The 25821-nt window shown below is 69.1% G+C and carries 23 protein-coding genes and 2 pseudogenes; 17 read left to right on the forward strand and 8 right to left on the reverse strand.

The window, feature by feature from the left end:
* The first annotated feature begins 728 nt into the window (after positions 1-728).
* The 4 genes from ACIRB1_RS41010 to ACIRB1_RS41025 all read left to right on the forward strand — a co-directional run bounded on the left by ACIRB1_RS41010 (position 729) and on the right by ACIRB1_RS41025 (position 6542).
* Entirely contained in the window at positions 729-2036 is a 1308-nt protein-coding gene (locus ACIRB1_RS41010) for an extracellular solute-binding protein (RefSeq protein WP_403469115.1), read from the forward strand.
* On the forward strand, positions 2033-2935 hold the full coding sequence (locus ACIRB1_RS41015; protein ID WP_352178914.1) for a sugar ABC transporter permease: 903 nt from the start codon (positions 2033-2035) through the stop codon (positions 2933-2935). Before ACIRB1_RS41010 ends, ACIRB1_RS41015 begins: the two co-directional genes overlap by 4 nt.
* A gap of 1 nt (position 2936) precedes the next feature.
* Complete coding sequence (locus ACIRB1_RS41020; RefSeq protein ID WP_403469116.1) at positions 2937-3833, forward strand: carbohydrate ABC transporter permease; 897 nt, start codon at positions 2937-2939, stop codon at positions 3831-3833.
* Positions 3834-4160: 327 nt separating this feature from the next.
* The gene (locus ACIRB1_RS41025) at positions 4161-6542 is read left to right on the forward strand and encodes a glycoside hydrolase family 3 N-terminal domain-containing protein (RefSeq protein WP_403469117.1); all 2382 of its coding nucleotides are present in this window, start codon (positions 4161-4163) and stop codon (positions 6540-6542) included.
* An 88-nt stretch (positions 6543-6630) separates the two neighbouring features.
* On the opposite strand, the gene ACIRB1_RS41030 is transcribed toward ACIRB1_RS41025, so the two are convergent.
* Both ACIRB1_RS41030 and ACIRB1_RS41035 read right to left on the reverse strand, forming a co-directional pair.
* Entirely contained in the window at positions 6631-7818 is a 1188-nt protein-coding gene (locus ACIRB1_RS41030; protein WP_403469118.1) for a fumarylacetoacetate hydrolase family protein, read from the reverse strand.
* 46 nt (positions 7819-7864) lie between these two features.
* Entirely contained in the window at positions 7865-9601 is a 1737-nt protein-coding gene (locus tag ACIRB1_RS41035; protein WP_403469119.1) for an IlvD/Edd family dehydratase, read from the reverse strand.
* Between the two features lie 128 nt (positions 9602-9729).
* Between ACIRB1_RS41035 and ACIRB1_RS41040 the strand changes: the two genes are divergently transcribed.
* Positions 9730-10473, forward strand: coding sequence for a FadR/GntR family transcriptional regulator (locus ACIRB1_RS41040; RefSeq protein WP_403469120.1), 744 nt, complete (start codon positions 9730-9732; stop codon positions 10471-10473).
* 4 nt (positions 10474-10477) lie between these two features.
* Here the strand turns inward: ACIRB1_RS41040 and ACIRB1_RS41045 are convergent.
* From ACIRB1_RS41045 to ACIRB1_RS41055, 3 genes and pseudogenes are all read right to left on the reverse strand, one after another.
* Positions 10478-10946 (reverse strand): annotated as a pseudogene (locus ACIRB1_RS41045) (amino acid permease); the annotation flags it as partial.
* A gap of 429 nt (positions 10947-11375) precedes the next feature.
* Positions 11376-11534: a hypothetical protein gene (locus tag ACIRB1_RS41050; RefSeq protein WP_403469121.1), complete on the reverse strand. Its 159-nt coding sequence runs from the start codon at positions 11532-11534 to the stop codon at positions 11376-11378.
* Between the two features lie 70 nt (positions 11535-11604).
* The gene (locus ACIRB1_RS41055) at positions 11605-11997 is read right to left on the reverse strand and encodes an STAS domain-containing protein (RefSeq protein ID WP_403469122.1); all 393 of its coding nucleotides are present in this window, start codon (positions 11995-11997) and stop codon (positions 11605-11607) included.
* 213 nt (positions 11998-12210) lie between these two features.
* Here ACIRB1_RS41055 and ACIRB1_RS41060 point away from each other — a divergent pair, with 213 nt between their 5' ends.
* The 11 genes and pseudogenes from ACIRB1_RS41060 (at position 12211) to ACIRB1_RS41110 (ending at position 22579) form a co-directional block, all read left to right on the forward strand.
* A complete protein-coding gene (locus ACIRB1_RS41060; protein WP_403469123.1) occupies positions 12211-13104 on the forward strand; it encodes an alcohol dehydrogenase catalytic domain-containing protein in 894 nt (297 codons plus the stop codon).
* Positions 13097-13846, forward strand: coding sequence for a helix-turn-helix domain-containing protein (locus ACIRB1_RS41065; protein ID WP_403469124.1), 750 nt, complete (start codon positions 13097-13099; stop codon positions 13844-13846). The genes ACIRB1_RS41060 and ACIRB1_RS41065 overlap by 8 nt, the downstream gene beginning before the upstream one ends.
* A 37-nt stretch (positions 13847-13883) precedes the next feature.
* A complete protein-coding gene (locus ACIRB1_RS41070) occupies positions 13884-14330 on the forward strand; it encodes a pyridoxamine 5'-phosphate oxidase family protein (protein WP_403469125.1) in 447 nt (148 codons plus the stop codon).
* Between the two features lie 447 nt (positions 14331-14777).
* Positions 14778-15611: a universal stress protein gene (locus ACIRB1_RS41075; RefSeq protein ID WP_403469126.1), complete on the forward strand. Its 834-nt coding sequence runs from the start codon at positions 14778-14780 to the stop codon at positions 15609-15611.
* Positions 15612-15748: 137 nt separating this feature from the next.
* A complete protein-coding gene (locus ACIRB1_RS41080; RefSeq protein ID WP_403469180.1) occupies positions 15749-16360 on the forward strand; it encodes a hypothetical protein in 612 nt (203 codons plus the stop codon).
* Between the two features lie 146 nt (positions 16361-16506).
* The gene (locus ACIRB1_RS41085; protein ID WP_403469127.1) at positions 16507-17400 is read left to right on the forward strand and encodes a universal stress protein; all 894 of its coding nucleotides are present in this window, start codon (positions 16507-16509) and stop codon (positions 17398-17400) included.
* A gap of 31 nt (positions 17401-17431) precedes the next feature.
* Entirely contained in the window at positions 17432-18457 is a 1026-nt protein-coding gene (locus ACIRB1_RS41090) for a zinc-dependent alcohol dehydrogenase (protein WP_403469129.1), read from the forward strand.
* A 5-nt stretch (positions 18458-18462) separates the two neighbouring features.
* The gene (locus ACIRB1_RS41095) at positions 18463-19335 is read left to right on the forward strand and encodes a universal stress protein (protein WP_403469130.1); all 873 of its coding nucleotides are present in this window, start codon (positions 18463-18465) and stop codon (positions 19333-19335) included.
* A gap of 85 nt (positions 19336-19420) precedes the next feature.
* Complete coding sequence (locus tag ACIRB1_RS41100; RefSeq protein WP_403469131.1) at positions 19421-21811, forward strand: phosphoketolase; 2391 nt, start codon at positions 19421-19423, stop codon at positions 21809-21811.
* 43 nt (positions 21812-21854) lie between these two features.
* Positions 21855-22220: pseudogene (locus tag ACIRB1_RS41105) on the forward strand (glyceraldehyde 3-phosphate dehydrogenase NAD-binding domain-containing protein); the annotation flags it as partial.
* A 5-nt stretch (positions 22221-22225) separates the two neighbouring features.
* Positions 22226-22579: a hypothetical protein gene (locus ACIRB1_RS41110; protein WP_403469132.1), complete on the forward strand. Its 354-nt coding sequence runs from the start codon at positions 22226-22228 to the stop codon at positions 22577-22579.
* 186 nt (positions 22580-22765) lie between these two features.
* Here the strand turns inward: ACIRB1_RS41110 and ACIRB1_RS41115 are convergent, their stop codons facing one another.
* The 3 genes from ACIRB1_RS41115 to ACIRB1_RS41125 are packed head-to-tail and all read right to left on the reverse strand — an operon-like array spanning position 22766 to position 25499.
* Complete coding sequence (locus ACIRB1_RS41115) at positions 22766-23545, reverse strand: ATP-binding cassette domain-containing protein (protein WP_403469133.1); 780 nt, start codon at positions 23543-23545, stop codon at positions 22766-22768.
* Complete coding sequence (locus tag ACIRB1_RS41120) at positions 23542-24591, reverse strand: ABC transporter permease (protein WP_403469134.1); 1050 nt, start codon at positions 24589-24591, stop codon at positions 23542-23544. The genes ACIRB1_RS41115 and ACIRB1_RS41120 overlap by 4 nt, the downstream gene beginning before the upstream one ends.
* Complete coding sequence (locus ACIRB1_RS41125) at positions 24588-25499, reverse strand: sugar ABC transporter substrate-binding protein (protein WP_403469135.1); 912 nt, start codon at positions 25497-25499, stop codon at positions 24588-24590. The genes ACIRB1_RS41120 and ACIRB1_RS41125 overlap by 4 nt, the downstream gene beginning before the upstream one ends.
* Here ACIRB1_RS41125 and ACIRB1_RS41130 point away from each other — a divergent pair.
* Positions 25477-25818 carry a hypothetical protein gene (locus ACIRB1_RS41130; protein WP_403469136.1) on the forward strand — a complete coding sequence of 114 codons (342 nt, stop codon included), beginning with the start codon at positions 25477-25479 and terminating at the stop codon, positions 25816-25818. The genes ACIRB1_RS41125 and ACIRB1_RS41130 overlap by 23 nt on opposite strands.
* The last annotated feature ends 3 nt before the right edge of the window (positions 25819-25821 follow it).

A 25821-nucleotide genomic window follows, 5' to 3' on the forward strand; every position in this document is an offset into this window, starting at 1 on the left:
CGGCATCGAGATCGTCCGGGAAACCGCCGACTGCCTCCTCGACCTGGTCACGTCCGACGGTCTGCGGGAGTCCGCGTCCGGCGAACGCCGTCCGATCGGCATGCCCCCGACCCGTCCGCGTGAGGCTACGTCCGTTCCCAGCTGCGTCCGACTCCAGCCGCACTTGGGCGCGGCGCACAGATTCCCGCACTCTGCGGGACGACTTCCGGTGGACCTGCATCCGCAGGTCGGTGGGCTGGATGCCGCGGCCCGGGTGATCGCCGCCGCGCGCTCGTGGCCGGGTATGAACTCCCGCGCGAGGCACACGACTTGGCGGTCTTCGTCGACGGAACACCTCGGTCGCCAGGCCCAACTGCTGCCGCGCTGCGCGATGTTGTCCACGACCTTCTCCTCGACCTGGAGGGCGACGACCCGGTCCCGTACCGGCCGCACCGATCCCTGCCGGCCCGCCTGGCATGACCTGCACCGACGGTGAGTCAGCCACCGCATCCCCCTGCTCTCAACCAGCTGCTTTCGAAACAGTTTCGGTCCCTGCGAAAGCCTCGCGAAGGTTGCTCCACCCGATGTTACGCGGCTGAAGGCGGCCCGATTTTGCGTGCGTGCACGCGTCTTGACAGCGCATCAGATCGAAACCTAGCTTGCACGAACAGAGCTCGAAGAAGGTTGTTTCGAAAACCTTTCACCATGACTCACGAGAAGCCTGTGGCTCTCGAGTGCGGAGTAACGACATGGCGCTCTCCCGACGTACCCTCCTCGGCCTGGCCGTCGGCGTGCCGGCCTCCGCGGCGCTGGCGGCCTGCGGCTCGTCCGGTCCCGGCAAGAGCGGCGGGGCCACGTACTGGTACCTGAACGGTCAGCCGCAGGAAGGCGTCAGGGCCGGCGCGGTGGACGCGTTCAACAAGGCCCACCCCAAGGAGCAGATCAAGGACACCACCTTCCAGAACGACGCGTACAAGACGAAGATCAAGACCTCCATCGGCGCCGGAAAGGCCCCCACCATCATCTGGGGCTGGGGCGGCGGGACGCTGCGCACCTATGTGGAGGCCGGCCAGGTCGAGGACCTCACCTCGTGGTTCGGAGAGCACTCCGAGGTCAAGAAGAGCCTGTTCCCGTCCTCGTTCGGCGCGGCGACCGTGAACGGCAAGATCTACGCGATGCCGGTCGAGACCGTGCAGCCGATCATCCTCTACTACAACAGGAAGGTCTTCGACCAGGTCGGTGTGGAACCACCGAAGTCCTGGGGCGACATCATGGCGCTGGTGCCCAGATTCAACGCGAAGGGCATAGCGCCCTTCTCCCTCGGCGGCCAGTCCCGGTGGACGAACATGATGTGGCTGGAGTTCCTGTTCGACCGCATCGGCGGTTCTCAGCTGTTCCAGGCCATCATCGAAGGAGAGAAGAACGCCTGGTCCAACCCGGACGCCATCGCCGCGCTCACCAAGGTGCAGGAGCTCGTCAAGGCACACGGGTTCGTCAAGGGCTTCTCCTCCATCACCGCGGACTCCAACGCGGACCAGGCACTGCTGTACACCGGCAGGGCCGCGATGATGCTGCACGGGGCCTGGTCGTACGGCATCCAGAAGGCGGACGGCGGGGACTTCGTCTCCAGCGGCTCTCTGGGCTACATGACCTTCCCGCCCGTGGAAGGCGGCAAGGGCGATCCGAGCGACACCGTCGGCAACCCCGCCCAGTACCTGTCCATCTCCTCGAAGGCCAGCGCCGACCAGAAGAAGGTCGCCAAGGACTTCTTCGCCACCGGCGTCCTCCAGGACGAGGAGGTGAAGCAGTGGATCGACAACGGGTCGGTCCCGATCCGGCTGGGCACGGAGAAGCTGCTGGCCGCCTCCAAGAACGCCGATTTCCTTCAGTTCACCTACGACATCGCCAGCAAGGCCAAGGTCTTCGGCCAGTCCTGGGACCAGGCGCTCAGCCCGACGGCCGCCGAGACCCTGCTGGACAACATCGTCAAGTTGTTCCAACTGTCCGTCTCGCCCCAGCAGTTCGCCGACAACCTCAACGCGGTCACCAGCAAATGAGTTCACTCACCGACCGGCGGCCGCATCGCGAACCGCGCAGCATCCTGCCGTGGCTGGCGGCACCGGCGCTGGTGGTCTTCGTCGGCTTCGCCGTGGTTCCGCTCGTCGGGGTCTTCGCGCTGAGCTTCACCACGTGGGACGGGATCGGCGCCATCCACCCCTCGGGACTGACCAGTTGGCGTGCGGTGCTCACCGATCCCGGGCTGCCGCACGCCCTGTGGGTGACGTTTCTGGTGATGGCGGTGTCCTGGGCCGTTCAGACGCCGCTGAGTATTCTGCTCGGCACGTTCATGGCAGGCCGCCAGCGCTACCGCGCGGTGCTGGGCGTGGTGTACTTCGTCCCGCTGATGCTCAGCTCCGCGGCCATCGCGATCGCGTACAAGGCCCTGCTGGACCCCAACTTCGGGCTCGGTGCCGGACTGAAGATCCAGGCGCTGAGCAAGGACTGGCTGGGGCGGCCCGGGCTCGCGTTCGGAGTCGTCATCTTCGTCGTCTCATGGCAGTTCATCCCGTTCCACTCCCTGATCTACCAGGGGGGCGTCCAGCAGATCCCCAAGTCCCTGTACGAGGCGGCGCAGTTGGACGGAGCCGGACGGATCCGGCAGTTCTTCAGCATCACGCTGCCCCAGCTGAAGTACACGATCATCACCTCGTCCACGCTGATGGTGGTCGGGTCCCTGACCTTCTTCGACCTCATCTTCGTCCTCACCGAGGGCGGACCCGCCGACGCCACCCGGGTTCTCGCACTGGACATGTACAAGCGCGGGTTCCAGGCCAGTCTGATGGGGCCGGCCAGCGTCATCGCGGTCATCCTGGTCCTGGTGGGCCTGGCCCTTGCCCTGTTGCTCCGCCGGCTCGGCGGCCGGGACGCCGGCGCGAGCCAACTCGAGGGGGCCTGACGTGACCACCACCCTGACCGAGCCGCGACAACCCCAGGAGGTCACCCACCGCGAGCGGCAGCGCCGCCCGCGTGGGACGGCCCGACGCCGCAACTGGGCCGGCGGCCTGGCCGGATGGCTGTGGCTCGTCGTCGTCGCCGTGCCCCTCTACTGGACCCTCATCACCAGCTTCAAGGCCAAGAGCGGCTACTACGCGACCAATCCGCTGGTGCCTCCGAGCGATCCGACGTTGGCCAACTACCGGTTCGTCATCGAGTCCGACTTCCTCCGCTACTTCCTCAACAGCGTCGTCGTCACCGCCGGTGCCGTGGTGCCGGCGGTCGTGGTCTCCTTCATGGCCGCCTACGCGATCGTTCGCGGCTGGCGCATGCGTGTCCTTCGCGCGATGAACGGACTGTTTCTCATGGGCCTGGCCATCCCGCTACAGGCGACGGTGATCCCGGTCTACCTGATCATCATCAAGATGCACCTCTACGACAATCTCCTGGCACTGATCCTCCCGTCGATCGCCTTCGCGATCCCGCTGTCCGTGCTGGTGCTCACCAACTTCATCCGCGACGTCCCCAAAGAGCTGTTCGACTCGATGAAGGTCGACGGTGCCACCGAGTGGACGACGCTGTGGCGGCTGGCGGCACCGCTGACCCGTCCGGCCATCCTCACCGTGACCATCTTCAACTCGCTGACCATCTGGAACGGATTCCTGCTGCCGCTGATCCTCACCCAGAGCCCTGACCGCCGGACGCTGCCGCTCGCGCTGTGGACCTTCCAGGGCCAGTACGGGGTCAACGTCCCTGCCGTTCTCGCCGCCGTCGTCCTCACCACCCTGCCCGTCCTGGTGCTGTACGCGTTCGGCCGCCGCCAGCTGCTGAGCGGACTGAGCGCGGGATTCAGCCGTTGACCGGCGCGGACGCCCTCTCGGGCGGCCGGCCTGTGGTCCGGGACACCCGGTGAACTCCGGGACCGGATACCGGCAGGACGAAGTGAGACGCGGCAAGCCGGCCTCCGCGGCGCTCGTTCGCACCTCCCGGTCCCGGCCGGCACCGCGTCCACCAGCTCGCGCGGATCACACCAACCCTGGAAACAGCGGCAGTTCCGTCCCGCGATCGGCGGGCCATGTGGACCCGGGGCCCATGCCGGAGCCCGGACGCGACCTGCCCCGCTCTGAGTCCTGTCTACCCGTTCGCCCGTCACGCCCGTCCAAGGGTCTGACGTACGTGGGAGGAAAGTGAACGCCAACGTGGCTGTAGACAACATCCCCGGAATCTCACTCTGGAACGACCCCACCGTCCCCGTCGCCGCACGAGTCGACGCCCTGATCGCCGCGATGACCCTCCAGGAGAAGACCGCCCAGCTGTACGGAGTGTGGGTGGGCGCCTCGGACCAGGGCGGTGAAGTCGCCCCCCATCAGCACGACATGGAGGAGGCCGTCGACCTCGACGCACTCCTGCCCGCCGGACTGGGCCAGCTGACCCGGCCCTTCGGCACCGGCCCGGTCGACCCCGCCCTGGGCGCGCTCTCCCTGGCCCGCACCCAGGCCCGTATCGCCGCCACCAACCGATTCGGCATCCCTGCTCTCGCCCATGACGAATGCCTGGCGGGATTCGCGGCCTGGGGGGCGACGGCCTACCCCGTTCCGCTGTCCTGGGGGGCCACCTTCGACCCGGACACGGTACGGCTCATGGCCGCCGCCATCGGTCGGGACATGCGCGCCGTCGGCGTCCACCAAGGACTCGCGCCCGTCCTGGACGTGGTGCGCGACACCCGCTGGGGCCGGGTCGAGGAGACCATCGGCGAGGACCCGTACCTCGTCGGCACCATCGCAACCGCATACGTGCAGGGCCTGGAGTCAGCCGGGATCGTCGCCACCCTCAAACACTTCGTCGGATACTCCGCCTCGCGCGCCGGCCGTAACCTCGCCCCCACCTCCATGGGGCCGCGTGAGCGCGCCGACGTGCTGCTGCCTCCCTTCGAGATGGCGATCCGTGAAGGCGGCGTCCGGTCGGTGATGACCGCCTACACCGACACCGACGGCATGCCCTCCGCGGCCGACGAGGAACTGCTCACCGGACTGCTGCGCGACACATGGGGCTTCGACGGCACTGTGGTCGCCGACTACTTCGCCATCGCCTTCCTCAAGACCCTGCACGGCATCGCGGCCGACTGGGCCGACGCCGCCGGAACAGCGCTGCGTTCGGGCGTCGACGTCGAACTGCCCAACGTCAAGACATACGGCGCGCCCCTTTCCGAGGCCCTCGCCGAAGGCCGCGTCCCGGAGGAACTGATCGATCGCGCCCTGCGTCGGACACTCACCCAGAAGGTGATGCTCGGCCTGCTCGACCCGGACTGGAACCCCATGCCGACCGCCCTCGATGGGGCGGACCTGGCCGATCCGGCCGCCTTGCGCGGACGCATCGACCTGGACGGCCCGGAGAACCGCGCGCTGGCCCGCACCATCGCCGAGAAAGCGGTCGTGCTGCTGAGCAACGACGGCACCCTGCCGCTGGGAAGGCCGCGCCGCATTGCGCTGCTCGGCCCCAACGCCGACGAGCCCGTCGCCGTCCTGGGCTGCTACTCCTTCCCCCAGCACATCGGTGTCCGCCACCCCGCCACCCCACTCGGCATCGAACTGCCCACGCTGCGCGACACCCTCGCCGCCGAGTTCCCCGATGCCGAGATCACGGTCGTCCGCGGCACCGGGATCGACGACGGAGATCTCTCCGGCATCGGCGAGGCCGTCGAGGCGGCACGGGAGGCGGACATTGCCCTCGTGGTGCTCGGTGACCGTGCCGGGCTCTTCGGGCGGGGCACCAGTGGCGAAGGCTGCGATGTGGAGACGCTGGAGCTGCCCGGCGTGCAACAGCAACTGCTCGACAGCCTGCTGGACGTGGAGACCCCCGTGGTCACCGTCCTGCTCGCGGGACGGCCGTACGCCCTCGGTCGTGCCGTGGAGGAGTCCGCTGCGATCGTGCAGTCCTTCTTCCCGGGAGAGGAGGGGACGCACGCGATCGCGGGGGTGCTCAGCGGCCGTACCAATCCCTCCGGACGCCTCCCCGTCAGCGTGCCGCGCGGGGCCGGCTCCCAGCCGGCCACGTACCTCGGAGCGCGGCTCGCTCACGCCAACGAGGTCTCCAGCATCGACCCGACGCCCGCGTTCGCCTTCGGGCACGGCCTGTCGTATACACGGTTCGAGTGGACTGACCTGACCGTGGACTCCCAAGAGGCCCCGACGGACGGGGAGTTCGGCCTCGCCTTCACTGTCCGCAACACGGGGGAGCGGTCCGGGACCGAGGTCGTCCAGCTCTATCTGCACGACCCGGTGGCCTCCGTCGTCCAGCCCGTGCAGCGTCTCGTCGGCTACACCCGCGTCGAACTGGAGCCGGCCGAGGCCCGCCGCATCCACGTCACGGTCCCGGCCGATCTCGCCTCCTTCACCGGACGCGACGGGCGGCGCGTCGTCGAACCGGGAGAACTGGAACTGCGGCTGGCCGCCTCCAGCGCGGACCCGCGCCTGACGGCCAGAGTCACGCTGACCGGAGCCGAACGCCACGTGGACCACACACGGCGCCTGCACAGCACGGTAGGACAGGAGCCGCTCGCCCCGGCATGAACGAGTGTGCGCAGCGCATGCCGCAGGACCGGCGGCGCTGCGCACACGGCCCCAGGACGCGCTGACGGCCGTAGAAGCCCTCGCCCGGTCAGAGCACGCCGCGCCGTGCGAGGTTGCGCATCAGCGCTCCTACGCCGGACGTCCACGGGGCGGCCTGCTCGCTCGGGACGACCGTGTTGACCAGAGCCCCGAGCCGTGGGCTGGAGATCCGCACGACGTCGCCGTACTCGTGGGTGAAGCCCGTGCCGGACGCCCCTCGGTCCTCGGTGGGAGCGAACAGCGTTCCGGTGAACAGCACGAAGCCGTCCGGGTATTGGTGATGCGGACCGTGTGTCGCGGCCACCAGGTCCAGGACGTCGCGGCTGATCGCCCGCATGGAACTGCTGCCGTGCAGTACGTAGCCGTCCGTGCCGTCGATCCGCAGGTCGATGTCGAGCCCGCGTACGGTGTCGAGGTCGAACCCCTCGTCGAGCAGGCGCACGAACGGGCCGATCGCGCACGAGGCGTTGTTGTCCTTCGCACGCGACAACAACAGGGCGCTGCGTCCCTCGATGTCGCGGAGGTTGACGTCGTTGCCCAGCGTCGCGCCGCGTATCCGGCCGCGAGAGTCCACGACCAGGACGACCTCGGGCTCGGGGTTGTTCCACACCGAGGCGCCGAGCACTCCGACGTCGGAGCCGGTACCGACCGCGGACAGCACCGGGGCCTTGGTGAACACCTCCGGGTCAGGCCCGATCCCGACCTCCAGGTACTGCGACCACAGTCCCTCCGCGACGAGCAGTTCCTTGGCCCTGTCCGCTTCGGGCGATCCGGGACGGATGCCGGCGAGCGTGCCACCCACCACCTGCCCGACGCGCGCCCGCACCCGCGCGGCCTGCGCCGGATCGCCGCCCGTGCGCTCCTCGATGACGCGTTCCAGCAGACTGCGGGCGAAGGTGACCCCCGCGGCCTTGATGACCTGAAGATCGATGGGGGCGAGCAGATGCGGAACGTCACGGCGGCCGGGCGGAGCCTGAAGCAGTTGGTCCAGGCTCCACACGTGTCCGCCGTCGGCCTCGCGGACGACTGCCGCCGCGTCGTCGCGCTCCATGAGATCGGAGACGGTGGGTGTCACGGCTGTCAGGTCGACGACCTGCTCGCCGCGGACCGCGGCCACACACGGTCCGTCGCATTCCGGGTCGTGGACGCGAGCGACGAGCACGGCCCGGTCGGCGTCCTCCGGCAGGACGGAGCCGGATGTGAGGACCGGACGAGGATGCACGGCTGCCGATTCCACGATCGATGCTCTCCTGGATCAAAGGGGTACGGTCGCCCGGGCGGGCTCAGTGGGAGTCGCGAGGGACCTCATGGCCACGGCTTCCGCGCAGGAAACCGAAGTCGGCGCCCCGGTCGGCCTGTTCGACGTTCTGGGTGTAGAGCCAGGAGTAGCCGCTGGTGTGCCGCTCGGCGGGTGCTTTCCAGGCGTGCCGACGGCGCGCGAGCTCGGCGTCGTCGACGTCCAGGCGCAGGGTCCGGTTGGGGACGTCGAGGACGACGAGGTCCCCGTCGCGCACCAGGGCGAGAGGTCCGCCTACGGCGGCCTCGGGCGCCACATGCAGAACCACCGTCCCGTAGCCGGTGCCGCTCATCCGGCCGTCGCAGACACGCACCATGTCCTTGACGCCGGCCTTCAACAGCTTGCCGGGCAGCGGGACGTTGGCGACCTCGGGCATGCCGGGGTAGCCCTTGGGGCCCGCGTTGCGGATGACGATGACGGTGTTCTCGTCGACGTCGAGATCCGGGTCGTCGGCCACCTCGTGATAGGCCTCGGGGGAGTCGAAGACGCGCGCGGGGCCGCGGTGGGTGAGGAGGTGCGGTGAGGCGGCGGACTGCTTGAGCACAGCGCCGTCGGGACACAGGTTGCCGTGCAGTACGGCGATTCCGGTGCCGGCCGGCTGGAAGGGGGCGTCGAGGCGGGTGATGACGTCGGAGTCGACGCGTTCGGCGGTGGCGGCGTTCTCGGCGATAGTGCCCCCGGTGACCGTGATCTGGCCGCCGTGCAGCAGCTCGCCGCCGAGCAGCTCGGCCATGACGGCGGGCAGGCCGCCCGCGTAGCAGAAGTCCTCCATAAGATAGGTGCCGCTCGGCATCAGGTTGACCAGGGTCGGCACCGAGCGGACCAGCTCGTCGAAGTCCCGCAGGTTCAGCTCGACACCGACGCGTCCGGCGAGAGCGATGAGATGGATCACGGCGTTCGTGGAGCCGCCGATCGCCGCGTTGACCCGGACGGCGTTCTCGAACGCCTCCCGGGTCAGGATCTGCGAGGGGCGCAGCTCCTCCTCCACCATCCGGACGATGCGCTGCCCCGCCGCCTGCGCGACCTCCATCCGCCGGGAGTCGACCGCGGGCCAGGCCGCCGATCCCGGCAGCTGCATACCGAGCGCCTCGGCCAGGCAGGCCATCGTCGAGGCAGTCCCCATCGTCATGCAGTGCCCGTTGGAACGGGCCATGCACCCCTCCGCGAAGAAGCACTCCTCCTCGGTCATCCGGCCGGTCTTCAGGTCCTCCTCGAACTTCCACACCTGCGTACCGGATCCCACGTCCTGGCCGCGGTACTTGCCGTTGAGCATCGGCCCGCCGGTGACCATGACGGCGGGCAGGTCGACGCTGGCGGCCCCCATGAGCATGGCGGGGGTCGTCTTGTCGCAGCCGGACAGCAGCACCACGCCGTCGAGCGGATTGGCCCGGATCAGCTCCTCGACCTCCATGGCCATCAGGTTGCGGTACAGCATCGCCGTGGGGCGCATCAGGGTCTCGCCGGTGGCCATGGTGGGGAACTGGAGCGGCAGGCCGCCCGCCTGCCACACGCCGCGCTTGACGGCTTCCGCGACGCGCGTCAGATGCGCGTTGCACGGGGCGAGTTCGGAGGCACTGGTCGCGATGCCGATGACGGGACGCCCGTCGAACACCTCGTGTCCGAATCCCTGGCTGCGCATCCAGGAGCGGTACACCATCCCGCTGCGGCCCCGCGCGCCGAACCAGGCCTGGCTGCGGCGGCTCGTCTTCTGACCATCGGTCATGTACGTACTCCCGTGGCTCTCGCGTCGTCCGCTTCGCGGTAGGGGTAGAGGTAATGGGGGGTAGGAGCGGTGTCGGATGAGGACCCGCAGGCCCTACCCTGGAACTCAATCATTAGATGATTCGATGAATGGCGTCCAGGGGGCGAGCGGAGATCGTGGCGCACTTCCCGACCGCGCACCAGCGCGTGGTCGACGAACTCGGGCGGCGCATCGTGGGCGGGGCGTGGGACCCGGGGGATCCGCTGCCGGTGGAGGACGCGCTCGCGGCCGAGATCGGCGTCAGCCGCGGCCTGTTGCGAGAGGCGGTCAAGGCGCTGGTCGCCAAGGGGATGCTGCACGTACGCCCCCGCACCGGCACACGCGTGCGGCCCCCGGAGCACTGGAACCACCTCGACCCCGACGTACTGCGCTGGAAACAGGCCGAGGACGCCACGGCGCTGCTGCGTGACACAAGCGAACTACGCCGGATCGTCGAGCCCGAGGCGGCCCGGCTCGCCGCCGAACGGGCCGGCCCCGACGAGGTACGAGCCCTCTACGAAGCCCTGGCAGCCATGGAGGCCGCGGCGGCGAATCCTGCCCGCAGCGGATACATCGAGGCCGACATCGCCTTCCACCGGGCCCTGCTCGACGCAGGCGGCAACCGTCTCCTCGGATCACTGGGCCGCGCCGTCGGCATCGCGCTGGAACACAGTTTCCTTCTCAGCACGCAGACCCCTGGTGCGGTGGAAGCCTCGTTGCCGGCTCACCAAGCCGTCGTGGACGCCGTAGCGGCCCGTGATCCCGCAACGGCAGCCGCCGCCGTCATGGCGATCATCGAAGCCGCCGAACAAGAGATCGCCCAGTCGCCCGGGCTGCCGAGCGACGCTTCATGACCGGCACAGTGACGACGGCGCGGGTGAGCAGGGCGGACTTCTGCACCCCGGCGCAGTTCACAGCGGTCAGTGCCACTACGGCGGCCACGGCCACCGCGTGAGACTGGCTGGGCCACAGGTAGGCGCCCACCGTGAGGGCCATGGCCGCGCAGGAGGCCGTCTTGCCGACGACGAACGCCCAGCCCGCCAGGTAGGCCCAGAAGTCGCCCAGGCGTTCACGACCGTAGACGTAGATGCCGCCGGACTGCGGGTAGCGGGCGGCGAGACGTGTTGAGGACGTCGCGTTGCAGTAGGCCACGGCGGCGGCCAGGGCCAGCGCGAGCAGCAGTCCGGAACCGGCGGTGGGCCGCAGGGCCGAGCGCCGCGAAGATCCCGGCTCCGATCATCGATCCCAGACCGATCACCGCGGCGTCGGACAGGTCCAGACGCCGTTTCATCCCACCCGTGCCCGCTGCGTCTCTCGCCGCGTTCATCGCGCGCTCCTCCTTGTACTCGGCGCACGGTAACCGAGAAGGAGGGGGGTGCCGCCGAAGAGTGGGTGCCGACCGATCCGTATGCGTGTGACACGTACGCGGAGACGCCGTCGGGAATCAGCTGGTCCTGTGGTCCCGACTCGGCCCCACAAGCTGCCACTCCGTGGCCCCAGAAGTCGCTGCGGCGCCGGTCCGGCCGGTACCGGGCGGCTGCCCCCGTGCCGACGCCATACGTGCCAATGCGAGTGCGGCGATCAGTCCCAGGACGGCCGATGCGAGAGTGGCACTTCTTCGAACTCGCAGGCTCGATGGTGAAGTTGCCAGTACGGCCTGCACGGCATGGCCTGCGGTGCGCTGCGCGGCGAACACATCGGCGACGGCGTGGCAGGTCACCAGGCTGGCCAGTGCGCCGCCCACCAGGACCGACACTCAGACGACCAGGACGATCCAGGCCTCGACGATGTCGTCGCGCCGACGCAACCGGTTGCTCCGCAGCCGCCACAGCCGTTCTTTCATCTGTCTGTTGCTGCCCAGGAGGCCGCACCTCCTCGTCGTGATCGTCCCTTCGAAGGTGTCAGTCGGGAACACGGCATCGCTGGGACCGAACAGGGACTGTGAAGGGCCCCATCAGGACTCAATCCGGCACCGGGTGGGCCGTTCAGCCCGCTGTGGCGGAGGTGTCGCCTGACTCCGGCTTGGCGGCCAGGGCGTTCGGCAGCTGGGCGTGGATCTCGAAGACCCCGCAGAGTTGGACGAGCCGCAGGATCTGCAGGAAACGGGTGCTCCGGGTGACGATCCGGAGTCGTCCGCCACGGTCCGCCGTCCGGGTCCGTGCCCGGCACAGCACACTCAGCCCGGAACAGTCGAGGAACGAGACGGAGCGCAGGTCGAGTACGAGATCGGGGCAGGGGACGGCGGTCAGTATGTCCAGGCGGCCCGACAGCGGCCGCGCCGTGAGGAGGTCGATCTCGCCGGACAGTGCCACGACGGTCGTCCCGGCGATCACACGTTCCGAGGAGTGCAGGGCGGCGGTGGTGTGAATCTCGGTCATGGTGCGAGCCAACTGGCCAAACGGTCCCGCTCGGAAGGGCCGACCAGCCCCGCCCAACTGTTCGACCCGGGGCCGTTCGGCCCACCTTCCGGGCGCCAGGACGCACCGACCCCGTCCGGTCGGCCGATGAGGGCCGACCGGCCCAAGCCAGGACCGACGGACCCGGACACTCTGGACACACGGGGGTAGTCGACCGAATGGGGAAGGTACGTCATGAAGGGCTTCGTCTTCCACGGCCCCGGACAGTTCTGCTGGGACACCGTCCCTGATCCCGGCATCGAGGACGCCACCGACGTGATCGTGCGCGTCGACGCCGTCACCATCTGCGGAACCGACCTGCACATCCTCAAGGGCGACGTGCCTGAGGTGCGCCCCGGCACCGTTCTCGGCCACGAGGCTGTCGGCGAGGTTGTGGAAGCGGGCTCCGACATGCGCGCCGTACGGCCAGGGGACCGGGTCCTGGTCGCGTGCCGCACCACCTGCGGGCGCTGCGTCTACTGCCGCAAGGCCATATACGGGCAGTGCAGGGGCGGCGGGGGCTGGATCCTCGGCCACCTCACCGACGGCACGCAGGCCGAGTACGCGCGGGTCCCGCACGCCGACCCCTCGGTCCACCCATTGCCCAGCGCACTGGAGGCCAAAGACGCCGTTCTGCCGGCCGACATCTTCCCCACCGCGTACGAGGTGGGCGTGCTCAACGGGCAGCCGCGTCCCGGAGACACCGTCGCGGTCGTCGGAGCGGGCCCGGTCGGACTGGCCGCGCTCGCCACCGCCCGGCTGTTCTCACCCGAGCGCGTCGTCGCCATGGACCTCGCCCCCGCTCGACTGGAGGCGGCGAAGCGGTTCGGGGCCGACGCGGTCGTGGACGCCCTCGAGACACCCGAGCAACTGATCGCCGACCTCACCGACAGACTCGGCGCCGATGTCGTCATCGAGGCGGTCGGCGTGCCCGAGACCTTCGAACCGTGCACCCGCCTGGTGCGGCCCGGCGGCCACGTCGCCAAAGCCGCCGACACCGGCGCCCTCAAGGTGGTGCTCGGCGGGGTCCGCCACGAGGAAGTAGCCGTCCGAGCGACGGGACGAAAGGAAGTGACCAGCCATGTCTGACCCGTTCCCGAAGAGCGTGACAGAGGGCTCACCCACCGGTGACCTCGGACGTCGGATCGCCGTACGGCGTACGGCACTTGGTCTGTCCCGGGAGGAGACTGCCGACCGGGCGGCCGTAGCGGGGAGTTACCTCCAGTACCTGGAGGAGTTTCCCGGTGCCGCTCCCGGCCGCAGTGTTCTGCTCAGGCTCGCCGAGGTCCTGCAGACCACCGTGACCGGTCTCGCCGGAGGCACCGGCGACCAGACGCCCGGTGCGGGGCGGGCAGGCGCCGAGCCGGTGTTCACCGAGCTGACCGTCCAGGAGTGCCGCGAGCTGCTGTCGACGCACGGGGTGGGCAGGGTCGCGGTAACCACCGATTCGGGGCCCGTCATCGTCCCCGTCAACTACAGCGTGGTCGACGGTGCGATCGTCTACCGGACTGCTCCCGGCGCGATGCCGTCCCGGGCGGCTGGCTGCCAGGTGACCTTCGAGATCGACCGAATCGACGACGCCTTCGCGGAAGGCTGGAGTGTGCTGGCACTCGGCCGGGCGCGGACCGTGACCGACGTGGACGACGTGCGACGGCTGACGGAACAGGCGTTCAGCACGCCGTGGGCCGGTGGCGGGCGCGAGGAATGGGTCCGCATCGACGCGCTGAGCCTCACCGGACGCCGTATCACCACGCGACAGGGGACGTTCTCCGACGCGAGCGGGTCAGATGGCCCCTCGCCCGCTGACCCTCCAGCGCGAAACATGGAGTGACAGCCATACACAGACCTGGCGGGAGGCGGACTGGCTGATGTATTCGAACGACGGATTTCGCGAACTGGAACGACACGAGTGCCTGCGCCGCCTGGGCCAGGCACCCGTGGGCCGCATCGTGCACACCCGTCAGGCCCTGCCCGCCGTGCTGCCCGTGAACTTCTCGCTGGACCGTGACGGCGCGGTGCTCCTGTGCACCTCCGCTGCCTCGGAGCTGGTGCGCGCGATCGACGGCTCGGTGGTCGCCTTCGAGGCCGACGAGGTCGATGCCCTCGCGCACTCCGGCTGGAGCGTCGTCGTCACCGGGTCGGCCACCGTGGTGACCGACCCGGCCGAGCACGAACGCCTGACCCGAACCGGCCCGTCCTCGTGGGTGCCCTCGCCCCAGGAGGTCTTCGTCCGCGTAGAGCCCGAGTGGGTGACGGGACGTGAACTCGTCCGTGGGCGTTCGATGTACGGGGTGGATCTCACTGGATCAGCCTGATGGCCGGCGCTCGATCCTCCGGAGGCTTACCCACGAGCCCTTTGCCCCGGTGACGGGCACTTGGGGCAATCCGACGCTCAAGACGCGGTGTGCCTAGGGCCCGACGCTGCCTCCGAAGATGCGGTCGTCTCCTGTGACACGGGTAGGTCGCCATGGGCGTTCGGGCTGGGCCACATTCCGGGCGGCGCTTCTGCCCTCGCCGGTATCGGTTTCCCCGTCGGTGAGCCCACGTGCGTCAGATCTCCCCCTCTCTTCGTCCGCGAGAGGACGACACCTGGACCGTACGGCCCCACGCGAAGGGGCCGTACGGCGTGTCGGCAGGTTCCCGTGGCCCCTGAACCGGTCCGTCCGCGCAGGACGAGCATCGCTGGCGGAGCCGTTGTGCGCATGGGCGGCCCCTTCCCGCCGAACACGGTGAGCATCCAACAGCCAGAAGGGAAAAGGGACATGACCTTCCATCATGTGGTCGTCGGAGTGGACGGTTCTTTGATCTCGGTCAGGGCGCTGGACTGGGCCGCGGACGAAGCCGCGCGCCGGGGCGTCGAACTGCGTGTCGTGTATGCCGTGCCCGACACCGATAAATCCGGGCCGGTCCTGGCGTCGGCGGTCACTCGTCTCACCGCACGTCACCCCGAACTGTCGGTGGTGACCAAGGGTGCGGTCGGTGGCCCGGTGCGTACCCTCGTGCGGGAGAGCGAGGGCGCGGACCTCACCGTCGTGGGGACCCGGGGCATGGGCGGTATCGCCGGCCTGCTGTTCGGCTCGGTGAGCCTGCGCCTGGCCGCGCAGGTGCGCGGTCCGGTGCTTGTCGTCCGCGGCGACCACCGGTGCGACGACGGCGGGCCCGTGCTGCTCGGCCTGGAGGGCGATGACGACGAGGACGCGGCCCTCTACGCCTTCCAGGAGGCCGAGCGCCGTGGTGTTCCGCTGTCCGTCCTGCACTCCTGGACTCACCGGCACGTCACCCCCGAACTGCCCTCACTGCTCCCGGCGATGAGCCCGGGCCAGGAGCAACTCGCCCAGCAGGGACGGGCAGAGGACTCCGTCACGCGCTTCAGCCTGGCCCGGCTGAGCGAGCGACACCCCGTCGTCCGGGTCGAGAACCGTACCGTCCGCACCGGGCCCGCGCACGCCCTGCTGGAGGCCACGCGCGACTGCGCCCTCGTGGTCGTCGGCGCGCACCACCGCACCCATCGGTTCGGTCCGCGGCTGGGTCCGGTGGCGAACACCCTGTTGCACCGCTCCCACTGCCCCGTCGCGGTGGTGCCCACCGCCAAGTGACCCGGCAGACAGGGCCGTTCGGGCCTTCGACCAAGGACCTGCAGCCCCTCCGGCGACGCTGCCCACCGCGAGACATTGAGGGCGCAAACGGGAGTCGGCGAATCCCAAGCATCGTTCCCTCGAAAGGGATGAGCATCATGGCAGTCCAAAACCACCCCCAACACCACCTGCGATTCCGCTTCCCGTCCCTCCACAGGACCGGAACGGAACAGGCGGCTGCTACGACGACGACCACGGGGCGTGCTTATGTGTTCGCGTCTCTGCGTCTGGCCATTGGGTTCGTCTTCCTGTGGGCATTTCTGGACAAGACGTTCGGTTTCGGTTATGCGACTCCGTCCGGTAAGGGCTGGGTTGATGGTGGTTCGCCCACGAAGGGTTTTTTGAGTTCGGTGGCGGCTGGTCCGATGGAGTCGACGTTCCATGGCTGGGCCGGTGCGGGCTGGGCGGACTGGCTGTTCATGCTGGGTCTGCTGGGTGTGGGTGTTGCGCTGCTTGCCGGTGTCGCGCTGCGGCTGGCTGCGGTCGCGGGTACGGCGATGATGGGGTTGATGTGGGTGGCCGAGTGGCCGCCTGCGAAGCATCTGTCCGACGGGACGCTGAGTATGTCGTCCAACCCGTTCGCGGACTACCACCTGATCTACGCGGTCGTTCTGATCGCTCTCGCGGTGGCGGGTGCCGGTGTCACCTGGGGTCTCGGCAAGCTCTGGGCCACACTGCCCGTCGTCCGCGACCACACCTGGCTGCGCTGACCACGGGGAGACGGCGGGCTCTCGCGAGGGGGCCTGCCCTCCGGCGCCCATTGGGCCGATCGGTCCCTATCGGGGACCTGCGGCCCCTGCTGCGGGAACCCCTACGCCACGAAGCTGGAACCACATTCTGTTGAGGAGGACGAACCATGGTCCGCAGTGTTGTCGCAGGTCTCGATGGTTCACCAGAGAGCCGCGCCGCCGCCGAGTGGGCGGCCCGCGAGGCGGAACTGCGTGGTCTGCCGCTGAAGATCGTCCATGTCTGGGTGCCCGCCCCGGACCCGTTGGCGCAGGCCCCGCTGATGGGCGCCGAGACGCAGCAGCAGTGGAGCGAGCGGATTCCGCGTGAGGCGGGCGAGGATCTGCGCCGGCGTCACCCCGGCGTGGACGTGACCGTGGAACGAGTGTCCGGAGCGCCCTCGGACGCCCTGGTGAAGGCCGCGAAGGACGCCGAACTCCTGGTCCTCGGCTCCCGCGGCCTGAGCGGTGTCGGCGGCTTCCTCGTCGGTTCCGTCGGTCTCTCCGTCGTAGCGCGTGCCGAACTGCCCGTGGTCCTGGTCCGGGCCGACGAACGGGCTCCCGACGAGGATCAGGCTCCCCCCGCGTCCGCCGCCCCGAACCGGCCCGTGGTCCTCGGCCTCGACGCCGACGCACCTGCCGACAGGGTGATCGAGTTCGCCTTCACCGAGGCCGCCAGGCGCGGCACCGGCCTGCGAGTCGTCTACGGCTGGAACCTTCCGCCGTACTACGGCTACGGCTTCGCGCTGGACGCGGGCCTGCACGACGAACTCTCCCGCGAGGAGACCGACTCCCTCACCGAGGCCCTGCGCCCCTGGCGGCAGAAGCACCCCGACACCGAGGTCGTCCTGGAGCCGCGTGTCGGCAGCGCCGCCGACCACCTGGTGGACGCCTCCCGGGAGGCGTCTCTCGTCGTCATCGGCCGCCGAATCCGCCGCGGTGCGCTCGGTGCCCACATCGGCCCCGTCGCACACGGCGTCCTGCACCACTCCACCGCCCCCGTGGCCGTCGTCGCACACGACTGACCCACCCCCGTCCGCCTGAGGAGCAGTAGTCATGAAGGCAGCCGTTGTACGAGCGTTCGGTGAGCCACTCTTGATAGAGGAGCGTCCCGACCCCGAGCCCGGCCCCGGGCAGGTGCGCGTTCGAGTCGAGGCGTCCGGGCTGTGCCACACCGACATCCACGCCGCGCACGGCGACTGGCACGTCAGGCCGAACCCGCCGTTCGTGCCCGGCCACGAGGGCGTCGGCCTCGTGGAGAAGCTCGGCGACGGCGTCACCCACTTGAGCATCGGCCAGCGCGTCGCCGTGCCGTGGCTCGGCAAGGCCTGTGGCCGGTGCGAGCACTGCCTGTCGGGCTGGGAGACGCTGTGCGAGCAGCAGATCAACACCGGCTACGGCTGCGACGGCGGCTACGCCGAGAAGATGCTGGCCTGGGCCGACTTCGCCCAGCCGGTGCCCGACGGCGTCAGCGCGATCGACGCGGCTCCGCTGACCTGCGCGGGCGTCACGACCTACAAGGCCCTCAAGGTGGCCGGCGTGCGGCCCTCCCAGCTCGTCGCGATCTCCGGGGTCGGCGGGCTCGGACACCTGGCGGTGCAGTACGCGAAGATCGCGGGGGCGACGGTCGCGGCGATCGACGTCACCGACGAGAAGCTGGAACTCGCCACCGCGCTCGGCGCCGACCTCGTCATCGACGCCCGCAAGGACGACGTAGGAGAGGTTCTCAAGCGGCACGGCGGCGCACACGCGGCGATCGCCCTGGCCGTGAACGAGACCGCGTTCGCCGCCGTCAACTCCGGTCTGCGACGTGGCGGCAAGCTCGTCATGGTCGCCCTGCCCGCGCACGGCACGATCCAGGTCCCGATATTCGACACCGTCCTGAACGGCACCTCGGTGATCGGCTCGATCGTCGGCACCCGGCAGGACCTCGCCGAGGTCTTCCAGCTGCACGCCGCAGGACAGACCAAGGTCATCTCCGAGACCCGCCCGCTGGACTCCGTCAACGAGTCCATCGAGGATGTGCTGCGCGGCGACGTCAAGGCCCGCATCGTGTTCGACCTTCTCGGTACCGGACGGTGAGCGCGATGACACTCCCGATCGTCGTGGGCGTCGACGGCTCCGAGCCCAGCCTGCGTGCCGTCGACTGGGCGTCCGACGAGGCCACCCTGCGCGGGATGCCGCTGCGGCTGGTGTACGCCTCGCTGTGGGAGCGCTACGAGGGCACCTCGATCGCCGAGGACCTCGCCAAGCCCGACGAGCAGGTGATGGCCGAGGACGTCGTCGACAATGCCGCCCGCCGGGCACGTCGGCGCCACCCCCAACTCGACGTGCGTGTCGAGGTGTTGGCGGAGGAACCCGAGTACGCGTTGGTGCGGGAGAGCCGCAGCGCCTCGATGCTGGTGACCGGCACCCGTGGCCGCAGCGGCCTCGCCGAGGCGCTGCTCGGTTCCGTGAGCCTGATCGTCGCCGGGCACGCGCAGTGCCCGATGGTCGTCGTGCGCGGCAACCACGACAACCAGGCTCAGGCCGGCACGCACGGTCGTGTCGTCGTGGGCGTCGGGGACAAGCCGGCGGGCTCGGCTGCGGTGCGCTTTGCTTTCGAGGAGGCACGACGGCGTGGGGTGCGGCTGGAGGCCGTACGGGCCTGGCGCTGGCCCGCGCACGAGACCACCGACCATCCGCTGATGGCAGGCGAACCCGCCCGGCTGCACCAGCAGCAGGCGGTGGATGCGCTGGACGCGGCGCTTCGGGACGCCCCCGACGATGTCGAAGCGAGCCGCCGCACCGTCGAGGGCCACACCCGGACCGTCCTCGTGGACGCGTCCCGGGATGCCGACCTCCTGGTCGTCGGAGCGAAGCGCCGCCCCGGCCACTTCGGGCTCCAACTGGGCCGGGTGGCACACGGAGTGCTGCACCACTCCACCTGCCCGGTCGCCGTCGTGCCCGAAAAGGGATGAGCGCGATCGTGTCCGGCTCCAGCTGTTGACGCAGTAGTTCCGCCTCCACCGCCCGTTGACCCGTAGATGACTTCCGGAGCCTCCGATGTCCAAGGCGAAACACCACGACTCGACCGTGCGTTCCGACCTCTCCGACGAAGAGGTGCGCACGCTGGACGCCCACTGGCGGGCCGCCAACTACCTTGCCGCAGGCCAGATCTACCTGATGACGAACGCCCTGCTTACCGAGCCCCTCCGCCCCGAACACATCAAGCCGCGACTGCTGGGCCACTGGGGTACCTCGCCCGGTCTCAACCTCGTGTACACCCACCTCAACCGGGTGATCAAGGCACGTGACCTGGACGCGCTGTGCGTGTGGGGCCCCGGGCACGGCGGGCCGTCCGTGCTCGCCAACTCCTGGCTGGAAGGCAGCTACAGCGAGACCTACCCGGACGTGTCCCGCGACGGGGCGGGTATGGAGCGGCTCTTCAAGCAGTTCTCCTTCCCCGGCGGGGTGCCCAGCCATGTGGCGCCGGAGACACCCGGATCGATCCACGAGGGCGGTGAACTCGGCTACTCCCTCGCGCACGCCTACGGCGCCGCCTTCGACAATCCAAACCTCCTTGTCGCCTGCGTCATCGGTGACGGCGAGGCCGAGACCGGCCCGCTCGCCGCCGCCTGGCACTCCAACAAGTTCCTCGACCCGCTCCAGGACGGCGCCGTCCTGCCGATCCTGCACCTCAACGGCTACAAGATCGCCAACCCGACCGTCCTGTCCCGCCTCCCCGAGGCCGAACTCGACGAACTGCTGCGCGGCTACGGCCACGAGCCGATCCATGTCACCGGCGACGACCCGCTCACGGTGCACCGTGCCATGGCCGCCGCGTTCGACGACGCCCTGGACCGCATCGCCCTGATGCAGCGCACTGCCCGGGAGGACGGCGTCACCGAGCGCGTGCACTGGCCGATGATCGTGCTCCGTACGCCCAAGGGCTGGACCGGACCCGCCGAGGTCGACGGTGTCCCGGTCGAGGGCACCTGGCGCGCCCACCAGGTCCCGCTGGCCGAGGTGCGCGAAAACCCAGAGCATCTACGGCAGTTGGAGGCATGGCTGCGGTCGTACCAGCCGGAGAAGCTGTTCGACGCCCAAGGTCGGCCCGTCGCGGACGTCCTCGCCTGTCTGCCCGAAGGCACCAAGCGCCTCGGCTCCAGCCCGTACGCCAACGGCGGTCTCCTCGTCCGGGACCTGCCGATCCCGTCCCTTGACCGGTTCGCGGTCCCCGTCGACAAGCCGGGGACGACCCTGCACGAGCCCACCCGCGTCCTCGGCGACCTCCTCGAACAGGTCATGGAGGACACCTCGACGAGCCGCGACTTCCGCCTCGTCGGCCCCGACGAGACCGCCTCCAACCGACTACAGGCCGTCTTCGGCGCCAGCGGCAAGGCATGGCAGGCCGAACTCCTGCCGGTCGACGAGCACTTGGAACGGCACGGCCGCGTGATGGAGATCCTCTCCGAACACACCTGCCAGGGCTGGCTGGAGGGCTACCTCCTCACCGGCCGGCACGGACTGTTCTCCTGCTACGAGGCGTTCGTGCACATCGTCGACTCGATGGTCAACCAGCACATCAAGTGGCTCAAGACATCGCGGGAGTTGGCGTGGCGGGCACCCATCGCCTCCCTCAACTACCTTCTGACGTCGCACGTCTGGCGCCAGGACCACAACGGCTTCTCGCACCAGGACCCCGGCTTCGTCGACCACGTCCTCAACAAGAGCCCCGAGGTCGTCCGCGTCTACCTCCCGCCGGACGCCAACACCCTTCTCTCCGTGGCCGATCACGTCCTGCGCAGCCGCGACTACGTCAACGTCGTCGTCGCCGGCAAGCAGCCCTGCTTCGACTGGCTCTCCTTGGACCAGGCCCGCGCCCACTGCGCACGCGGCGCCGGGATCTGGGAGTGGGCCGGCACCGAGAACGGAGGCGAACCCGACGTCGTGCTGGCCTGCGCCGGTGACGTCCCCACCCAGGAGGTCCTGGCCGCGGCCCAGTTGCTGCGCAGGCACCTGCCCGACCTCGCCGTCCGTGTCGTCAACGTCGTCGACATGACGAGGCTCCTGCCCCGCGACGAACACCCGCACGGGATGCCCGACTTCGAGTACGACGGGCTGTTCACCGCCGGCAGGCCGGTCATCTTCGCCTACCACGGCTACCCGTGGCTCATCCACCGTCTCGCGTACCGCCGTTCCGGTCACGCCAACCTGCACGTGCGCGGCTACAAGGAGTCCGGTACCACGACCACACCGTTCGACATGGTCGTCCGCAACGACCTTGACCGCTACCGCCTGGTCATGGACGTCATCGACCGTGTCCCCGGCCTCGCCGTGCGCGCCGCCGCCGTACGCCAGACCATGGCCGACGCCCGCACCCGCCACCACGCCTGGATCCGCGAACACGGCACCGACCTGCCCGAGGTCGCCGACTGGACCTGGGACGCCTGACCCGCCCCTGCAAATCCCCAGCGCCGCAGAGGAGTTCATCGCCATGACCGTACGCGTCGGCATCAACGGCTTCGGCCGGACAGGCCGCACCTATCTGCGCGCGGCCCTCGACCGCGCCGAGGCGGGCACCCAGGACGTCGAGGTGGTCGCGATCAACGACATCACCTCGCCCGCCACCCTCGCCCATCTCCTGGAGTACGACTCGACGTTCGGCCGCATCGGACGCGAGGTCAGCCACGACGACAGCTCGATCACCGTCGACGGCACGCGGATCGCCGTCAGCGGCGAACGCGACCCGGCCGCCCTGCACTGGTCCGATTACGGCGCCGACATCGTCGTCGAGTCCACGGGCCGCTTCCGCGACCGCGACTCCGCCGCCCTGCACCTGAAGGCGGGCGCCCACGCAGTGCGTGCGTGACCGGTCCGGTATGTGCGCCGAGCCTGGCTGGACGGGTCTTCCGGTCGACGACCAGCAGTCCGACGTCCTTTGTCCTGCACACCAGTGCCGGGCGGGACGCCCGGTTTCCACCACCTCCGCACCAGGACCGTCGTCCGCTCGTCCTCGCCGTCTCTGGCGCCCTACGAGATGCCCTGTGCACTGCCGTCGAGCACCGGCTCGCTGAAGTCGGCCGGCTGTGGGTGGCCGAGCGGGCGGCGGAGGGCGAGGTCTTCGACCCCGAGATCGTCGTGTGGATCCTGAGCGGCTTGGCCGACCTGGCCCGTGCCGTCCGCGAGGGAGACGAGAACCTGTACCGCTGGGTGGCGTGAAAAGGGCACGGCCACCGTAGATCATCTTCCGTTGTGTGGGCAGACGAAGATCAGCCTCGGGACAGGCCGAGCCTCCCTTTGTCCTGGAGCGGTTCACGGGCGAAGGGTGCCGGGTTGGGTGCCCAGTGGCCGCCGGCTCCCGGTCCTTCGGCGCATTGGCAGCCCCGCCGATCCGCCAGAGAATGCCTATTTGGTACGCGACCTCCGGTACTCCTCGACCACCAGGTCGGTCAGCTCGGCCACCGACGTGTCCGACGTGCGCTTGTCGAAGGTGATCTCGCCGTGCTGAAGCAGGTTGACCCGGTCGCAGACCTCGAAGACCTGGGCATAGTTGTGGGCAATGATGATGACGGAGACCTCGCCGCGGGCTTTGAGATCGTTGATCAGGTCGAGAATGAGTGCGCCCTCTTTGGCGCCCATCGCGGCCAGGGGTTCGTCGAGAAGGAGGACCCTGGCCTCGGAATAGACCGAGCGGGCCACGGCGATGGCTTGGCGCTGGCCGCCGGAGAGCTTGGCGACCTCGACATCGACCGAGGGGATGTTCACCCCCATCTCGTTCAGGTGCTCCTGAGCGATCTTGCGCATCGCGCGGTTGTTCAGCAGCCGAGTGGGGCGGATCTTCTCCCGGTTCAGGAACATGTTCTGGTAGACCGTCAGCTCGTTCACCAGCGCCAGGTCCTGGTACACCGCGTCGATACCGAGCGACCGGGCATGGTCGACCGACTTGAGCGTCACCTCCTCGCCGTCCAGGAGAATGCGGCCGGCATCGGCCCGATGGAAGCCGCAGAGGATCTTCAGCAGGGTCGACTTTCCAGCGCCGTTGTCACCGACAAGGGCGAGTACCTCACCCTTGTTCACGCGCAGGTTCACGTCCTGTAGCGCCGTGACCGCGCCGAAGCCCTTGGCCAGGCGCTCCACGGACAGCGCCGGCGTCGGTGTCGAGGTCGGCCCGGTCGTCCCGCTCATCGGCGGCCTGCCCTTCGCAGCCCGGCCAGGTGCACGTTGAGGACCATGGAGAGGATGATCGCCGCACCGAGGATGATGTTGAATGGGTTGGCGTTGACGCCGATGAAGTTCAATCCGTTGCGAAGCTCCGCGAGGACGAGCGCGCCGAGCAGCGCTCCGACGACCGTCCCCGAGCCGCCGGCCAGTGCCGTGCCGCCGATGACCGCGGCGGAGACGGCGGTGAACATCGGGGAAGCGCCGTCCGCACCCGCGGAGGTCGGGTCGATCGAGTCGACGCGGAAGGCTTCGAGGATGCCGGCAAAGGCGCCGAGGGAACTGGTGGCCATGAAGTTGCCGAACTTGATACGGCCGGTCCGGATGCCGGCCTCGCTCGCGCCCAGCGGGTTGCCGCCCGTGGCGATGGTGTACAGGCCCCAGCGGGAACGGGTGAGTACCACGTGGAAGTACGCGACGATGATCAGACACCAGATCAGTTCCGACCAGTCCGACTGCCCGAACCAGCCGCGCACCCCGTGCGCCGCCTCGGGGATCTGCGCCGGATAGGCGTGCGACGTGGTCAGCATGATGCCGAGGATGAAGAAGAGCATGCCCAGCGTGGCGACGAACGACGGTACCTTGAGCACGACCACCACGAAGCCGTTGGTGAGTCCGATGACGGCGCCGGCCAGGATCGAGCCGATGATGGCGACGATCGGGTACGCGCCGTAGTAGTCGATCATGTAGTGCATCAGAAATGGCGACAGCGCGAAGACGGCGCCCACCGACAGATCGATCTCCCCGCTGACCAGCAGCAGCACCATGCCCGCCGCGATGATCGCGTACGGCGCCGTCTGCTGGGAGAGGTTGACCAGGTTGCTGCGGGCCAGGAAGTCCGAGTTGTTGGACCAGAAGTACAGCAGCAGGGCCACCGCGATGATCAAGATGGTGGCCTCGCGGCGGACGACGAACGTCTCGAAGGCGAGGCGCAGTGGACCGTGCCGCCTCACCTGTGGGGTCCCGGCGGTGGTCTTCCCGCCGGTCGCGTCCTGGACGGCCGGCTCGCTCATGCGTGTCCAATGGCGCCGGAGCGCTTGATCAGCTGCTGCTTGGTGCTGGAGCCCTCGTACCGGGTCTTCGTCTGCAGATACGGATCGACGTTGTCCTTGGTCACGAAGAGCAGGCCTGTGTCGGTCACGCTGGGGATCACCAAGCCGCCGGACAGTTTGTACATCCACAGGTACAGCACGGTCAGGAAGCCCTGCAGATAGGGCTGTTGGTCGATGGTGAAGTCGAGGTCGCCCGCTTTGATCGCGGTGAGGGTGTTCGGGTTCAGGTCGAAGCCGCCCGCGACCACGCCCTTCTTCTTGAGGCCGTACTTCTTCACGACCTTCCCGACGCTCTCCGTCGAGCCCGCGTCGACCGCGAAGAGGCCCTTGAGGTCCTTGTGTCCGCTGGCGTACGCGTCGATGGCCGACAGTTCCTGAGGAAGCTCCGCGCCGCTGGCGACCGACTTGAAGTTGATCGACTTGCCGGATGCCTTGATCGCGTCAGTGGCCCCGTCGATGCGAGGCTGGATGTTGAGGGCGCCCGGGGTGGCGATGAACCCGACCGCGTCCCCGCCGGAAGGCATCACCGAGGCGATACGGCGGCCCAGCTCGACCCCGGACTGGTAGAGGTCCTGGCCGATGTAACAGAGTCGGCTCGTCCCCGGATCCCCCTTCGCGCCGTCCGCGTTGTACGAGACGGTCGGGATTCCCGCGTCGAGGGCTTTGGCGACGGGGGATTCGAAGGCGTTCTTGTCGACGACCGCCACGGCGATGCCGTCGGCCTTCGCGGAGACGGCCGAGGACATGGTGCTGACCATTTCCGGGACGCTCGAGTCCTTCGAGCCGGTCCATTGGAACGAGGCGCCCAGGAGCGCGCAGGCGTCCGCCGCGCCGTACTGCGTCGGAGTGAAGAACGGGTTCGTCGTCACGTGGTTGATGAACACGAACCGCCACTTCGGTGTCTTCGGGAAATCGCCGACACCGCCGCCAGGTTTGTTGTCGTTGCTCTTGTTGTCGGCTGAGCAGGCGGACAGTAATGCAGCTGCGGCGGCCGAGGCGCTCACCATTCCGGCACCGCTCAACAGTCGCCGCCTGGCCAGCCCGTTCAGACTGAGCGTGTCGACGGCTTCTTCCACTTGCGGATCGATCTTCTTCATGATCACTCCGGCGCGTTCGGTCGATGTCGCTCGATATTTCGAACGGCGTTCGGCGCGTTTGGTGGGGGTGAACGTAGAACTGGCCTGTTAGGTC

Origin of the sequence: Streptomyces sp. NPDC096013, assembly GCF_044763565.1 — a bacterium.
In the GTDB taxonomy this organism is placed as follows: Bacteria; Actinomycetota; Actinomycetes; order Streptomycetales; family Streptomycetaceae; genus Streptomyces.

What these genes read in the sequence shown, in the direction of transcription:
- ACIRB1_RS41065 (WP_403469124.1), top strand. Translation starts at nt 13,097, where the DNA reads ATGTCTGACCCGTTCCCGAAGAGCGTGACAGAGGGCTCACCCACCGGT.
- ACIRB1_RS41080 (WP_403469180.1), top strand. Translation starts at nt 15,749, where the DNA reads ATGGCAGTCCAAAACCACCCCCAACACCACCTGCGATTCCGCTTCCCG.
- ACIRB1_RS41015 (WP_352178914.1), top strand. Translation starts at nt 2,033, where the DNA reads ATGAGTTCACTCACCGACCGGCGGCCGCATCGCGAACCGCGCAGCATC.
- ACIRB1_RS41070 (WP_403469125.1), top strand. Translation starts at nt 13,884, where the DNA reads ATGTATTCGAACGACGGATTTCGCGAACTGGAACGACACGAGTGCCTG.
- ACIRB1_RS41115 (WP_403469133.1), bottom strand. Translation starts at nt 23,545, where the DNA reads ATGAGCGGGACGACCGGGCCGACCTCGACACCGACGCCGGCGCTGTCC.
- ACIRB1_RS41040 (WP_403469120.1), top strand. Translation starts at nt 9,730, where the DNA reads ATGGCGTCCAGGGGGCGAGCGGAGATCGTGGCGCACTTCCCGACCGCG.
- ACIRB1_RS41085 (WP_403469127.1), top strand. Translation starts at nt 16,507, where the DNA reads ATGGTCCGCAGTGTTGTCGCAGGTCTCGATGGTTCACCAGAGAGCCGC.
- ACIRB1_RS41095 (WP_403469130.1), top strand. Translation starts at nt 18,463, where the DNA reads ATGACACTCCCGATCGTCGTGGGCGTCGACGGCTCCGAGCCCAGCCTG.
- ACIRB1_RS41100 (WP_403469131.1), top strand. Translation starts at nt 19,421, where the DNA reads ATGTCCAAGGCGAAACACCACGACTCGACCGTGCGTTCCGACCTCTCC.
- ACIRB1_RS41010 (WP_403469115.1), top strand. Translation starts at nt 729, where the DNA reads ATGGCGCTCTCCCGACGTACCCTCCTCGGCCTGGCCGTCGGCGTGCCG.
- ACIRB1_RS41090 (WP_403469129.1), top strand. Translation starts at nt 17,432, where the DNA reads ATGAAGGCAGCCGTTGTACGAGCGTTCGGTGAGCCACTCTTGATAGAG.
- ACIRB1_RS41060 (WP_403469123.1), top strand. Translation starts at nt 12,211, where the DNA reads ATGAAGGGCTTCGTCTTCCACGGCCCCGGACAGTTCTGCTGGGACACC.
- ACIRB1_RS41075 (WP_403469126.1), top strand. Translation starts at nt 14,778, where the DNA reads ATGACCTTCCATCATGTGGTCGTCGGAGTGGACGGTTCTTTGATCTCG.
- ACIRB1_RS41035 (WP_403469119.1), bottom strand. Translation starts at nt 9,601, where the DNA reads ATGACCGATGGTCAGAAGACGAGCCGCCGCAGCCAGGCCTGGTTCGGC.
- ACIRB1_RS41120 (WP_403469134.1), bottom strand. Translation starts at nt 24,591, where the DNA reads ATGAGCGAGCCGGCCGTCCAGGACGCGACCGGCGGGAAGACCACCGCC.
- ACIRB1_RS41055 (WP_403469122.1), bottom strand. Translation starts at nt 11,997, where the DNA reads ATGACCGAGATTCACACCACCGCCGCCCTGCACTCCTCGGAACGTGTG.